The 12903-nt window shown below is 68.4% G+C and carries 12 protein-coding genes; all 12 read left to right on the forward strand.

Going from position 1 to position 12903, the window contains the following annotated elements:
- Positions 1-139 precede the first annotated feature (139 nt).
- The 12 genes from R5H29_RS12990 to gspD all read left to right on the forward strand — a co-directional run bounded on the left by R5H29_RS12990 (position 140) and on the right by gspD (position 12823).
- Positions 140-1993, forward strand: coding sequence for a S8 family peptidase (locus R5H29_RS12990; RefSeq protein ID WP_021203162.1), 1854 nt, complete (start codon positions 140-142; stop codon positions 1991-1993).
- 136 nt (positions 1994-2129) lie between these two features.
- Positions 2130-3851 (forward strand): type II secretion system ATPase GspE, encoded by a 1722-nt coding sequence (gspE, locus tag R5H29_RS12995; protein ID WP_058980469.1) that lies wholly within the window; start codon positions 2130-2132, stop codon positions 3849-3851.
- Positions 3852-3875: 24 nt separating this feature from the next.
- The gene (gene xpsF, locus R5H29_RS13000) at positions 3876-5096 is read left to right on the forward strand and encodes a type II secretion system protein XpsF (protein ID WP_332329256.1); all 1221 of its coding nucleotides are present in this window, start codon (positions 3876-3878) and stop codon (positions 5094-5096) included.
- Between the two features lie 49 nt (positions 5097-5145).
- A complete protein-coding gene (gspG, locus tag R5H29_RS13005) occupies positions 5146-5589 on the forward strand; it encodes a type II secretion system major pseudopilin GspG (protein WP_021203164.1) in 444 nt (147 codons plus the stop codon).
- Positions 5590-5595: 6 nt separating this feature from the next.
- On the forward strand, positions 5596-6090 hold the full coding sequence (gene xpsH / locus R5H29_RS13010) for a type II secretion system protein XpsH (protein WP_134731614.1): 495 nt from the start codon (positions 5596-5598) through the stop codon (positions 6088-6090).
- Positions 6087-6506, forward strand: coding sequence for a type II secretion system protein XpsI (xpsI, locus tag R5H29_RS13015; protein ID WP_019661006.1), 420 nt, complete (start codon positions 6087-6089; stop codon positions 6504-6506). The genes xpsH and xpsI overlap by 4 nt, the downstream gene beginning before the upstream one ends.
- Positions 6503-7135 (forward strand): type II secretion system protein J, encoded by a 633-nt coding sequence (locus R5H29_RS13020; RefSeq protein ID WP_134735096.1) that lies wholly within the window; start codon positions 6503-6505, stop codon positions 7133-7135. Before xpsI ends, R5H29_RS13020 begins: the two co-directional genes overlap by 4 nt.
- Positions 7132-7995, forward strand: a complete 864-nt coding sequence (locus R5H29_RS13025) for a general secretion pathway protein GspK (RefSeq protein WP_332329257.1) — start codon at positions 7132-7134, stop codon at positions 7993-7995. Before R5H29_RS13020 ends, R5H29_RS13025 begins: the two co-directional genes overlap by 4 nt.
- A complete protein-coding gene (locus R5H29_RS13030) occupies positions 7992-9137 on the forward strand; it encodes a PilN domain-containing protein (RefSeq protein WP_134735098.1) in 1146 nt (381 codons plus the stop codon). Before R5H29_RS13025 ends, R5H29_RS13030 begins: the two co-directional genes overlap by 4 nt.
- Positions 9112-9825: a type II secretion system protein GspM gene (gene gspM, locus R5H29_RS13035; protein WP_134735099.1), complete on the forward strand. Its 714-nt coding sequence runs from the start codon at positions 9112-9114 to the stop codon at positions 9823-9825. Before R5H29_RS13030 ends, gspM begins: the two co-directional genes overlap by 26 nt.
- Positions 9815-10609 carry a hypothetical protein gene (locus R5H29_RS13040; protein ID WP_010482014.1) on the forward strand — a complete coding sequence of 265 codons (795 nt, stop codon included), beginning with the start codon at positions 9815-9817 and terminating at the stop codon, positions 10607-10609. Before gspM ends, R5H29_RS13040 begins: the two co-directional genes overlap by 11 nt.
- A 9-nt stretch (positions 10610-10618) precedes the next feature.
- Positions 10619-12823 (forward strand): type II secretion system secretin GspD, encoded by a 2205-nt coding sequence (gspD, locus tag R5H29_RS13045; RefSeq protein ID WP_332329258.1) that lies wholly within the window; start codon positions 10619-10621, stop codon positions 12821-12823.
- Positions 12824-12903: the final 80 nt, after the last annotated feature.

The raw sequence follows: 12903 nt of genomic DNA on the forward strand, positions 1-12903 counted from the left end.
CGGCCACCCACGCCGGCGCCAAACCTGCAAACAGGGCCTGGGGGGAGGTCACGGCAATCCCGGCTGGGCCGGCCGGGAGTCGTCAAGGAATGATGGCCGCAGTGTTGGTTCGATCCATGACCCAGAAGAGGAATTCGACGTGATCAAGAAGCAGAACCTTCGCATCAATGTGCTTGCCGCCGCCGTGCTGTCGATGACCGCCGTCGGTGCCGTCCACGCCGCCGGGTTGCCGACCCGTGAACCGGTGCGCCAGGCCAGCACCGCCGAGCCCGGCACCCAGCGCATCATCGTCAAGTACCGTGCCGGCACCGCTGCGGCGGGCGACCGGTCGGCCAAGCTGTCCACCGTGCAGTCCGCGCTGACCCGCGCCAGCCTGTCCGGTGGCACTACCCGCGCCAGCGCGCTCGGCCCGCAGGTCGTGCGCAGGCTGGGCGTCGGTGCCGACCTGATCCGCCTGCAGGGGCGCCTGGCGCCTGCCGAACTGCAGCGCGTGCTGAAGGAACTGAAGGCCGATCCGTCCGTGCAGTACGCCGAGGCCGATGTGAAGCTGCGCCGTACCGAGCTGCGTGCCGGTGACGTGCAGCCGGCGCTGGCGCCGAATGATCCCTACTACCAGCAGTACCAGTGGCACCTGCACAACGCCACCGGCGGCATCAACGCACCGTCGGCGTGGGATGTATCGCAGGGCGAAGGCGTGGTGGTGGCGGTACTCGACACCGGCATCCTGCCGCAGCACCCGGATCTGGTCGGCAACCTGCTGGAAGGCTACGACTTCATCAGCGATGCCGAGACGTCGCGCCGTGCCACCAACGACCGCGTGCCGGGCGCGCAGGACTATGGTGACTGGGTCGAGAACGACAACGAGTGCTACACCGGCTCCGTCGCCGAGGACAGCTCCTGGCACGGTACCCATGTGGCCGGTACCGTGGCCGAGCAGACCAACAACGGCGTCGGCATGGCCGGTGTCGCGCACAAGGCCAAGGTGCTGCCGGTCCGCGTGCTCGGCAAGTGCGGTGGCTACCTTTCCGATATAGCCGACGCCATCACCTGGGCCTCCGGCGGCACGGTGGCCGGCGTACCCGCCAATGCCAACCCGGCCGAGGTCATCAACATGAGCCTCGGCGGCAGCGGCAGCTGCGACGGGACCTACCAGGAAGCGATCAATGGCGCGATCTCGCGTGGCACCACCGTGGTCGTGGCGGCCGGCAACGAGACCGACAACGCCTCCAAATACCGTCCAGCCAGTTGCGACGGCGTGGTGACCGTCGGCGCCACCCGCATTACCGGCGGCATCACCTACTACTCCAACTACGGCACCCGCGTGGACCTGTCCGGTCCGGGTGGTGGTGGCAGCGTCGACGGCAATCCCGGCGGCTACGTCTGGCAGTCCGGTTCCGACGCGGCCACCACGCCGGAGTCGGGCAGCTACAGCTACATGGGCATGGGCGGCACGTCGATGGCCTCGCCGCACGTGGCTGCCGTCGCTGCACTGGTGCAGAGCGCGCTGATCGCCAAGGGCAAGGATCCGCTGGCCCCCGCCGCGATGCGCACCCTGCTGAAGGAAACCGCGCGTCCGTTCCCGGTCAGCATCCCGACCGCCACTCCGATCGGCACCGGCATCGTCGATGCCAAGGCGGCGCTGGCAAAGGCGCTGGAAGAGCCGTGCACCGAGAACTGTGGACCGGTGGCGACGCCGCTGACCAACAAGGCCGCCGTGGGGGGGCTGAACGGCACGGCCGGCAGCAGCCGCCTGTACAGCTTCGAGGCAGCCGCTGGCAAGCAGCTCAGCGTGATCACCTACGGTGGCACCGGCAACGTGTCGGTCTACATCGCCCAGGGTCGCGAGCCGAGCGCCAGCGACAACGATGGCAAGTCGACCCGTCCCGGCACGTCCGAAACGGTACGGGTGAACAAGCCGGTGGCAGGCACCTACTACATCAAGGTGGTGGGCGAAGCGGCCTACAACGGCGTGAGCATCCTCGCCACGCAGTAAGCCTGACGTGTCGTAGTTGAACGGCCGAGGCCCGTCATCCTGTGTGACGGGCTTCGTCTTTTTACGAAAGCTGGCCGCAGGGCGGCGGAAATCATGGCTTAACTGCTAAAGTCGGTCCGATTGACAGGAGAGTCACGTGAACGCGCTCGCTGCAACCGTTACCGACGATGCCGAAGGCCGCATCCTGGATGCGCTGCTGGCACGCGGCCGGCTCAAGGAAGGAGACCTGGCGCGCGCGCGGCCGTTGCACGCCGAGGCCGGCGGCAGCCTGCTGGGCCTGCTGGTGCGCCTGGGCCTGGTGTCTGAACGCGACCAGGCACAGACCAGCGCGGAGGTGCTGGGCCTGCCGCTGCTGGAGGGCAGGCAGGTGCCGGAGGCCCCGCCACAGGCACTGGCCGAGGGCATGCCACTGTCGCTGCGCTTCCTGAAGCAGTTCCATGTGTGCCCGCTGGAGTTGAATGAACACGGGGTGCGTTTGTGGCTGGCCGATGCCCACGATGCCTATCCGCAGCAGGCCGTGCAGTTGGCGCTGGGGGTTCCGGTGACACCGGTGCTGGGCATGCGCGCGGAGATCGATGACCTGGTCGAGCGCTGGTTCGGCCAGGGCCGCAGCGCGATGGGCGCGATCGTGGAGACCGCAGACGGCGAGGGCGGCGCGGTCGACGATATCGAGCACCTGCGCGACCTGGCCTCGGAAGCGCCGGTGATCCGCCTGGTCAACCTGGTGATCCAGCGTGCGGTGGAACTGCGCGCGTCGGACATCCATGTCGAACCGTTCGAGAGCCGCCTGAAGGTCCGCTACCGTGTCGATGGCGTGCTGGTGGAGGGCGAAAGCCCGCCGGCCAACCTCACCGCAGCGGTGATCAGCCGCATCAAGATCATGGCCCGGCTCAACATTGCCGAGCGCCGCCTGCCGCAGGACGGCCGCATCATGCTGCGCGTGCAGGGCAAGGAGCTGGACCTGCGCGTGAGCACCGTGCCGACCGCGCACGGCGAAAGCGTGGTGATGCGCCTGCTCGACCGCGAGACAGTGGTGTTTGATTTCCACCGGCTGGGGTTCACCGATGCGTTCCTGCCGCAGTTCCGCAAGGTGCTGGAACAGCCGCACGGCATCCTGCTGGTGACCGGCCCGACCGGCTCGGGCAAGACCACCACGCTGTACACCGCGCTGAGCCAGCTCAATACCGCCGACGTCAAGATCATCACGGTCGAGGACCCGGTCGAGTACCAGATCGAGGGCATCAACCAGATCCAGGCCAAGCCGCAGATCGGCCTGGACTTCGCCAACGCGCTGCGCAGCATCGTGCGCCAGGATCCGGACATCATCATGATCGGCGAAATGCGCGATCTGGAAACCGCGCGCATCGCGATCCAGTCGGCACTGACCGGCCATCTGGTGCTGTCCACCCTGCACACCAACAATGCCGCCGGTGGTATCACCCGCCTGCTCGACATGGGCGTGGAAGACTACCTGCTCACCTCCACCATCAACGGGATTCTGGCCCAGCGCCTGGTGCGCCGGCTGGAACCGACCCACGCCGAGCGCTACGAGGCTTCGCCGGAGGAAATCAAACGCTTCGAGCTGCGCCGCCTGCAGCCGGAAGGGCCGATCCATCTGTTCCGCCCCAGGCCCTCGGCGCTGGCGCCGACCGGTTACCTCGGTCGTACCACCATCATGGAATTCCTGGTGATGAACGATGCGCTGCGGCGTGCGGTGATGCGCCGCGACGGCATGGGCGAGATCGAACGCATTGCCCGCGAAGCCGGCATGCGCACGATGTACGAAGACGGCCTGTCCAAGGCCCTCAGTGGGCAGACGACCATCGAGGAAGTCCTGCGTGTCACCGAGGAAAGCTGATGCGCGCAGGACGACGGGGCTGACATGCCGACCTACCGTTACAAGGCACTGAATCCGCACGGCGAGATCTTCGACGGGCAGATGGAAGCGGCCAGCGAGGCCGAGCTGGTCGCGCGCCTGCAGGACCAGGGCCATCTGCCGATGGAGACACAGCTGGCCGATGGCGGTGCGATCGGTGGCGGTACCTGGCGCAACCTGTTCCGCCAACGGCCGCTGCAGGGCGCGGCATTGCTGCAGTTCACCCAGCAGCTGGCGACACTGCTCGGTGCGGGCCAGCCGCTGGACCGCGCGCTGTCGATCCTGCTCGGGTTGCCCGAAGACGATCGTTCGCGTCGCGCGATCGCCGACATCCGCGATGTGGTGCGCGGTGGCGCGCCGCTGTCGACCGCACTGGAACGCCAGCACGGGTTGTTCTCGCGCCTGTACGTGAACATGGTGCGTGCCGGTGAGGCCGGCGGCAGCCTGCACGAAACCCTGCAGCGCCTGGCCGACTACCTCGAACGCAGCCGGGCCCTGCAAGGCAAGGTGATCAACGCGCTGGTGTACCCGGCCATCCTGCTGGTGGTGGTGGGTGGTGCGCTGCTGTTCCTGCTTGGCTACGTGGTGCCGCAGTTCGCGCAGATGTACGAGAGCCTGGATGTGGCGCTGCCGTGGTTCACCAACGCAGTGCTGCAGCTGGGCCTGTTCGTGCGTGACTGGTGGGTGCTGCTGCTGGTGGTGCCGGCGCTGGTGGCGCTGTTCTTCGAACGCAAGGCGCGGCAGCCGGCCTTCCGGTTGGCGCTGGATGGTTGGCTGCTGCAGCGTCGCGGCATCGGCCGCCTGCTGGGTGAACTGGAGACTGCCCGGCTGGCGCGCACGCTGGGCACCCTGCTGCGCAATGGCGTACCGCTGCTGGGTGCACTGGGCATCGCCCGCAACGTACTGGGCAACCGCGCGCTGGCAGCCGACGTGGAAACGGCCGCCGATGAAGTGAAGAACGGCGCCGGCCTGTCGCTGGCACTGTCGCGAGGCAAGCGTTTCCCGCGCCTGGCCCTGCAGATGATCCAGGTTGGCGAGGAGTCCGGCGCGCTCGATACCATGCTGTTGAAAGCGGCTGACACCTTCGAACAGGACAGCGCCCGCCGCATCGACCGCCTGTTGGCGGCGATGGTGCCGGCGATCACCCTGGTGCTGGCCTCGGTGGTGGGTGCGGTGATCGTTGCCGTGCTGGTGCCGCTGTACGACCTGACCAATGCCATCGGTTGACGATGGATCCCTACGCAACCCCGACACTCCGCAACTGAAAGGACCGACCATGATTGCTTCCCGTCGACCGATCCGCCTTTCCTTCACCGCAGCGCGCAACCAGTCGGGCATGAGCCTGCTGGAGATCATCATCGTCATCGTGCTGATCGGCGCGGTGCTGACCCTGGTCGCCAGCCGCGTGCTGGGTGGCGCCGACCGCGGCAAGGCCAACATTGCCAAGGCACAGGTGCAGACCGTCGCATCCAAGGTCGACAACTACCAGATCGATACCGGCAAGCTGCCCGGCTCGCTCAATGATCTGGTGACTGCACCGGCTGGCGTGGCTGGCTGGCTGGGGCCCTATGCCAAGCCGGCCGATCTGAACGATCCGTGGGGCCATGCGCTGGAATACCGCACGCCGGGCGAGGGCCAGCCGTATGAGCTGATCAGCCTGGGCAAGGACGGCAAGGCCGGTGGCAGCAGTGTCGACGCCGACATCCGCTACCAGCCGTAACCGGGCATGTCGCGTTTCCTGCCGCGCCGGTTGCAACGCCCGCGCCTGCCCGGCAGGCGCGCAGCGGGCCTGTCGCTGCTGGAAATACTGCTGGTGATCGCGCTGATCGCCGCGATCGGCCTGATCACCGCTGCCGGCCTGTCACGCGGTTTCGCTGGCATGCAGCTGCGCAGCGCCGGCAAGGACATCGCCAACCAGCTGCGCATGGTGCGCGCGCAGGCGATCACCCGCGGCGAGCCGCAGCGCTTTGTCATCGAGCCGGCCAAGCGGCGCTGGGAAGGCGCCAACCAGCGCCACGGTGACGTGCCGGCACAGCTGCAGGTGCAGTTCGAAGGCGCCGCGCAGCTGGCCACCGCGCCGGGGCAGGGCGTGATCGAGTTCCACCCCGATGGCGGCTCCAGCGGTGGCCGCATCCGGCTGCAGCGTGACGACGCCGAATGGCGCATCGACGTGGGCTGGCTGACCGGTGAGGTCCGCTCTGGCCCTTGGCGGGCGCAATGAAGCGGCGCGCCCGCGGCTTCACCCTGCTGGAAGTGATCATCGCCTTCGCCCTGCTGGGCCTGGCGCTGACGCTGCTGCTGGGCAGCCTGTCCGGCGGCGCAAAACAGGTGCGCGATGCCGAGCTGCGCACGCGCGCGGTGCTGCATGCGCAGTCGCTGCTGGCCGAAACCGGCGTCGCCTCGCCGCTGCAGGCAGGCAGGCAGCAGGGAGACTGGGAGCAGGGGCGCTACCACTGGGAATTGCAGGTCCAGCCGTGGGCGGAGCCGCGCGCAGGCAATGTCGCGCAGGCAACGTCACCGGGAACCCCCTGGCTGGCCGAACTGCAGCTGCAGGTGCGCTGGGGTGACAGCGAGCGCGAACAGCTGCGCTGGCGCAGCCTGCGCCTGTTGCCGCCCGACCTGGAGAATGCGCGGTGAAGCGCCGCGCCGCAGGGTTCACCCTGGTCGAAGTAATGCTGGCCACCGTGCTGCTGGCCGGCGGCCTGGCATTGGCCTTTGCCAGCGTGCGCTCGGCGATGGCGGTCAGCCAGCGCGGCGAACAGATCGCCGCCGAAAGTGAACGCATGCGGGCGGTCGAGTCTCTGCTGCGCAGGCAGCTGGCCGGCGCACTGCGCACCCCGCTGGAGGTCCCGGACCCCACCCGCGAACCGGTGTTCTTCCAAGGGGAAGAACAGCGCATGCTGTTCGCCGCCGACCTGCCCGGCTACCTCGGCCGTGGAGGCTCCTACCTGCACGCGCTGCAGGTGGACGGACGCGAGGGGCAACAGCGCCTGCTGCTGGACCTGGTGTTGCTGCAGGAAGGCGAGCGCATCGCCGAGAATCCGCCACGCCCGCCGGAGGTGTTGGTTGAGAACCTGAAGTCGGTGCAGCTGCGCTATCGCGGCATCGATGCGGGCACCGGTCAGATGAGTGACTGGATGCCGCGCTGGGACGATACCCGGCGGCTGCCGATGCTGGTGGAGATCAGGATCGTGCCCGCCAAGGGCGAGCCCTGGCCATTGCTGGTGGTGGCACCGCGCGCCGGTGGCAGTGGAGGTGCGCGATGAACCGGCAACACGGTGCGGCGCTGGTGCTGGTGCTGTGGCTGATCGCATTGATGACCGCGCTGGTCGGTGCGTTCGCGCCGAGCGCACGGGTCGAGCATCTGCAGCAGCGGGTACTGGATGACGAGGCACGCGGGCAGGAACGTGCGCGCGCCGGCCTGGAGTACGCGCTGCTGCGCCTGTCCGCTGATCCGCTGCGGGCGCCCTGGCGTGCCGATGGCCGCACCTACCGCTGGCAGTTCGATGACGCCAGCATCGAGATCAAGGTGCTGGACGAGAATGGCAAGATCAACCTCAACCTGGCCGACGTGACCCTGCTGACGGCGTTCCTCAAGGCACTCGGTGAAGACGAAGGCGCTGCCCGGCAGATGGCCGGCGCCATTGTTGACTGGCGTGATGAAGACAGCCTGCTGCAGCCCGGTGGCGGTGCCGAAGCGCCGGACTACGCGGCGGCCGGGTTGCCGTATGGCCCGCGCAACAAGCGCTTTGAGACACTCGGCGAACTGCAGCGGGTGCTGGGCATGCGCGGCCCGCTGTACAAGGCCATGCTGCCCCACCTGACCCTGTACAGCCGCCAGGCGCGCCCGGATCCCCAGTTCGCCAGCGCGCCGGTGCTGACCGCACTGGGGCTGGATGCGGATACCGTGCTGGCGCAGCGCGCCCAGCAGGAGCGTGACGCAGATACCGCTGGCGGTGCGACAACGCTTGCCAGCAGCAGCGGCACCTATAGTATCGAGTCCCGTGCAACCGACAGCAGTGGACGCCGGTCGGTGTTGCAGGCAGTGGTACGCAATGGCTCGGGCGGGGTTCCCGGGCGGTCCTACACAGTGCTTCGCTGGGAGCAGGGAATGACAGCAAGATGACGGCATGGCAGGACAGTGTGCGGCAGGTGCAGGGCCGGATCGGCCCGGGCGCCGGTCGTTTCCTGCGCTGGTGGCGGCAATCGCTGCTGGCGTGGGTGCCGGCCCGTTGGCAGTGGGCGCTGGGCTGGGCACAGGCGCGCCTGCTGCTGCAGCGCCAGGGTGACCAGCTGCAGGTCTGGCGTGAGGCCGGTGAACGCCGCGAAGCGGTTGCCAGCGTGCCATGGCCGCTGTCGCCGGTGGAACTGGACCGCGTGCTGGAACCGCGGCTGCGCAGCCTGCCACGGGTGTGGCTGCTGCCGGCCAGCGAGGTACTGCGTCGTCATCTGCGCTTGCCCGCGGCTGCGGCCGACCGCCTGCGCGCCGTGGTCGGTTTCGAGATCGACCGCCAGACGCCGTTCGAATCGAGCCAGGTCAGCTTTGACGTGCGTGAGCTGGGGGGCGCAGCCGAGGGCCAGCTGCAGGTCGAACTGATCGCCTGGCCGCTGCGCCAGCTGGAAGCGTGGCGGGCCAGCGTGGGCGAGTGGGCCGATGCACTGGCCGGTGTCGATGCCATCGACAGCGAGGGTGAGCCTCTGCAGGTGAACCTGCTGCCACCGGCGCAGCGCCAGTTGCGCGCGGATCCCATGCGGCGCTGGAATGTGCTGTTGGCCGTGGCCGCGCTGGTGATGCTGGTGCTGGCCGCCGTGCAGCTGCTCGACAACCGCCGTGACGCTGTCGATGCGCTGCGTGCGCAGGTCGAGCGCAGTGCACGCAGTGCGCGTGGTGTCGCCAGCGAACGCGCGCAGCTGCAGGCACTGATCGATGGTGCCGCATTCCTGGAAAAGCAGCGCAGCCAGCGCGCCGGAACGGTGGAAATCTGGAATGAACTGACCCGGCGCCTGCCGGAGGGCACCTACCTGGAAAAGCTGGCCATCGAGAACAACAACCTGCAGCTGATCGGCCTGAGCCGCGAGGCCTCGCAGCTGGTGCAGCTGCTGCAGGATGCGCCGCAGTGGCGCAAGGTCAATCTGACCGGCGTACTGCAGGCCGATGGCGCCGCCAGTGGCCGTGACCGCTTCACCATGACCGCCGAACTGCAGCCGTTGCCGGCTGCGGCCCCGACCCGGGAGGCGGCCGATGCCGATGCCAAGCGCACGCCGTGACCGCTGGCTGGCACTGGCGCTGCTGCTGGCAGTGCTGGGCCTGGCCTACCTGCTGCTGGTGCACCCCTGGTTCACCCAGCCGCTGCGCGAAATCGATGCCGACGTGGCCGCCCTGCGCGAGCGCGAACAGCGCGTGCAGGCGCAGCTGCGGCAGCAGCCGCAGATCGAACAACGCCTGCGCGCCACCCGCGAGGCACTGCAGCAGCGGCCGGGCTTCCTGCGTGAAGCCACCGCCGAAGCTGCAGCCGCTGCGCTCGGCGCGAAGCTGCAGGATGCGGTGGCGATGGCCAGCCCGGGCAACCGCAGCTGCACCATCAGCAACCGCACGCCACTGACCGACAACCGTCGTGACGCCGAGTTCGTGCGCGTTGCCATGCAGGTGCGCCTGCGTTGCGGTGTGGCCGAACTGGCCACGGTGCTGCACAGCCTGGAAACCGGCAGCCCGCGCCTGTTCGTCGACAACCTCAACCTGATCGCGCAGCGCTTCCAGCAGTCGCCGAATGAATCCGGGCTGGGCCTGGACGTGTCGTTCGAACTGGCCGGTTACCTGCTGCCCGGTGCCGCTGCCGATGGCGCTGCGCCGGCACCAGCAGCCGAGCCGGGCGCGGCGCCGCAACCGCCTTCGGCTGCACCGGCACCCTCACCGGCTGTGCCGGAAGAGGGGCAGGAGGTGGCCGATGAAGCTTGAGCAGATCAGCCTGCGCACCGGTTTCCTGCTGGCACTGGCCGGCTGGGCGGCAGCGGTCTGGCTGGCCACCGGCTTCGGCCTGGGCAGCCAGCTGCCAGGTGCGGATGGCGATGCCGATGCGGTGCCTTCGTTGCCGGTGCTGCCGCCGTTGGCCGCAGAACGCATGGCCAGCGCCGACAGCTACAGTGCCATCGGCGAGCGACCGCTGTTCGCCGAGGACCGCAGGCCGAAGCCCTATCTGCTCGGTGGCAGCGAGCCTGCCGCCAGCGCCGCGCTGCGCCTGACCGGCGTGCTGCTGACCGGCGACTTCGGCATGGCCACCTTCACCACCGAACAGAACCGTTCGTTGCGCCTGCGCCTCAACGGTGAAGCCGTCGACGGCTGGCAGCTGGTGGCACTGCAGCCGCGCCAGGCCACCGTGATCGGCCCCGGTGGCAACCAGGTGCTGGAACTGGCGGTCTTCAACGGCCAGGGCGGTGAGCCGCCGACCGTGCTGCGCGGCGCCAACGGTGCGCCGCCGGCAGGTGCGATCGTTGTGCCGCCCCCGGCAGGTGCTCCGCCGACACCGCCGCCGGCTGCGGCAACCCCATCGCCGTCGCCTGCTGCCAGTACGCCAGCGCCCTCGGCTGCGGCGGCCGCCACACCGCCTGCCACCAACAACGGCCCCAGCGAAGCGCAGATGCAGGCCATCCGCGAACGCATCCAGGCCCGTCGCCGCCAGCTGCAGCAACAACAACAGCAGCAACAACCGTCGCCGCCCCCGGGCGATGGCACCAACCGATAGAGTGAATGCATGAGCCTGCGTTTCCTTCCCTGGTCCTTTGCCCTCGCGCTGCTGGTCGGCTGCAGCACCGTGTCCGCGCCGCACGTGCAGCGCAAGGGCAATCTGTCGCCCACTGCCGAGGCCGGCCAGGCGGCCAATGTCGCCGCGGATGCTGCCCGTGACGCGCAGGGCGCTCCGCAGGCAGTGATCCGCCGTGGCACCGGCACCATGATCAACCGCGAAGCAGCACGCGCACCGGCACCGGCACTGCATGGCGCCAGCACCGGTGAAGCAACCTTCAATTTCGAAGGCGAATCGGTGCATGCGGTGGTCAAGGCCATCCTCGGTGACATGCTGGGCCAGAACTACGTGATCGCACCGGGGGTGCAGGGCACGGTCACCCTGGCCACGCCCAAGCCGGTGTCGCCGGCGCAGGCGTTGAACCTGCTGGAGATGGTGCTGGGCTGGAACAACGCACGCATGGTCTACAGCGGTGGCCGCTACAACATCGTCGCCGCCGACCAGGCGCTGGCCGGTACGGTCGCGCCGAGCACGGCGCCCGCTGCCAGTGCGCGAGGCTTCGAGGTACGGGTCATCCCGCTGCAGTTCATCTCCGCCACCGAAATGAAGAAGGTACTGGAGCCGTATGCGCGGCCCAATGCGATCGTCAACGTCGACAGCGGCCGCAACGTGATCACCCTGGGTGGTACCCGCGCCGAGCTGGAAAACTACATGCGCACCGTCGAGATCTTCGACGTCGACTGGCTGTCGGGCATGTCGGTGGGCGTGTTCCCGATCCAGTCGGGCAAGGCCGAGCAGGTGGCTGCCGACCTGGAGAAAGTATTCGGCGAGGAGAGCAAGACGCCCAGTGCCGGCATGTTCCGCTTCCTGCCGCTGGAAAACGCCAACGCGGTGCTGGTGATCACCCCGCAGGTGCGTTACCTGGACCAGATCCAGCAGTGGCTGGACCGCATCGATACCGCCGGTGGCAGTGCCCGCCTGTTTTCCTACGAGCTGCGCTACATCAAGGCGCGTGACCTGGCCGAACGGCTCAGTGAAGCATTTGCCAGCAGTGGCAACCGCGGCGGTTCCAGTCCGGCCTCGCTGGCCCCGGGGGCGATGCCGTCGCAGCTGGGCAGCGACTCCGATCGTGGCATGGACAGCATCAACAACAGCAGCAGCTTCGGCTCGGTCCCGGGCAGCAGCTCCAGTGGCGGTGGCAACGGCAGCATGAACCTGCCGCAGCGCCAGTCCGGCAACGTCAGTGTCAGCCTGGAAGTGGAAGGCGACCGCGTGGGCGTGTCGGCGGTGGAGGAGACCAACACCCTGCTGGTGCGTTCGACCCCGCAGGCCTGGCGGTCGATCCGCGAGGTGATCGAGAAGCTGGATGTGATGCCCCTGCAGGTGCACATCGAAGCCCAGGTGGCCGAGGTCTCGCTCGATGGCGACCTGAAGTACGGCGTGAACTGGTTCTTCGACAACGCCGTGGCCGGGCGTGCCCTGACGGGCGCATTGGGCGGCGTGACCCTGCCGGCGGCAGCGGGTGGCTCGTGGAGCAGCTTCGCCGGTGCCGCAACGGGCGGCGAAGGCCTGGGCTGGGCATTCACCGGCCACAATGGCGCGGCGGTGGTGAGTGCGCTGGACAAGGTCACGGATGTACGCCTGCTGCAGACGCCTTCGGTGTTCGTGCGCAACAACGCCGAGGCCACGCTCAACGTCGGTGACAAGGTGCCGATCAACACCACCACGGTGAATACCGGCATCGGCACCAGCAGCTACAGCTCGGTGCAGTACATCGACACCGGCGTGATCCTGAAGGTGCGCCCGCGCGTGACCCGCGACGGCACGGTGTTCCTCGACATCGTGCAGGAAGTGAGCAGCGCCTCGAACGTGCCCGACAACTGCAATCCGACCGAGCGCAACTGCAACCCGCGCATTTCCACAAAGAAGCTGTCGACCGAAGCGGCGGTGCAGAGCGGCGACACCATCATGCTGGCCGGCCTGATCACCGATTCGGGCACCGATGGCAGCAGCGGCATTCCCGGCCTGAGCCGGATTCCGGTGGTTGGCGCGCTGTTCGGGCAGAAGAGCCGCTCCAGCCGCCGTTCCGAAGTGATCGTGCTGCTGACCCCGAGCATCGTGCGCAACAGCCTGGAAGCGCGGAATCTGACCGACGAGTACAGCCAGCGTTTCCGCGCGATGGAGCCACTGAACCAGCCGCGCGCAAAGAAGTAAGGGGTTTGCGGCCGGGCTGCGCCCGGCACCCGCCGAGGCCGGAGCAACAGCAACAGCGGGTTTACTGAGGGATGGCGGGG

This window comes from Stenotrophomonas sp. A3_2 (assembly GCF_036624925.1).
GTDB lineage: Bacteria > Pseudomonadota > Gammaproteobacteria > Xanthomonadales > Xanthomonadaceae > Stenotrophomonas > Stenotrophomonas hibiscicola.

Coding starts and splice junctions, on each gene's coding strand:
- R5H29_RS13040 (WP_010482014.1), top strand. CDS start 9,815: ATGAAGCTTGAGCAGATCAGCCTGCGCACCGGTTTCCTGCTGGCACTG.
- R5H29_RS13030 (WP_134735098.1), top strand. CDS start 7,992: ATGACGGCATGGCAGGACAGTGTGCGGCAGGTGCAGGGCCGGATCGGC.
- gspG (WP_021203164.1), top strand. CDS start 5,146: ATGATTGCTTCCCGTCGACCGATCCGCCTTTCCTTCACCGCAGCGCGC.
- R5H29_RS13025 (WP_332329257.1), top strand. CDS start 7,132: ATGAACCGGCAACACGGTGCGGCGCTGGTGCTGGTGCTGTGGCTGATC.
- gspM (WP_134735099.1), top strand. CDS start 9,112: ATGCCGATGCCAAGCGCACGCCGTGACCGCTGGCTGGCACTGGCGCTG.
- xpsH (WP_134731614.1), top strand. CDS start 5,596: ATGTCGCGTTTCCTGCCGCGCCGGTTGCAACGCCCGCGCCTGCCCGGC.
- xpsI (WP_019661006.1), top strand. CDS start 6,087: ATGAAGCGGCGCGCCCGCGGCTTCACCCTGCTGGAAGTGATCATCGCC.
- gspD (WP_332329258.1), top strand. CDS start 10,619: ATGAGCCTGCGTTTCCTTCCCTGGTCCTTTGCCCTCGCGCTGCTGGTC.
- xpsF (WP_332329256.1), top strand. CDS start 3,876: ATGCCGACCTACCGTTACAAGGCACTGAATCCGCACGGCGAGATCTTC.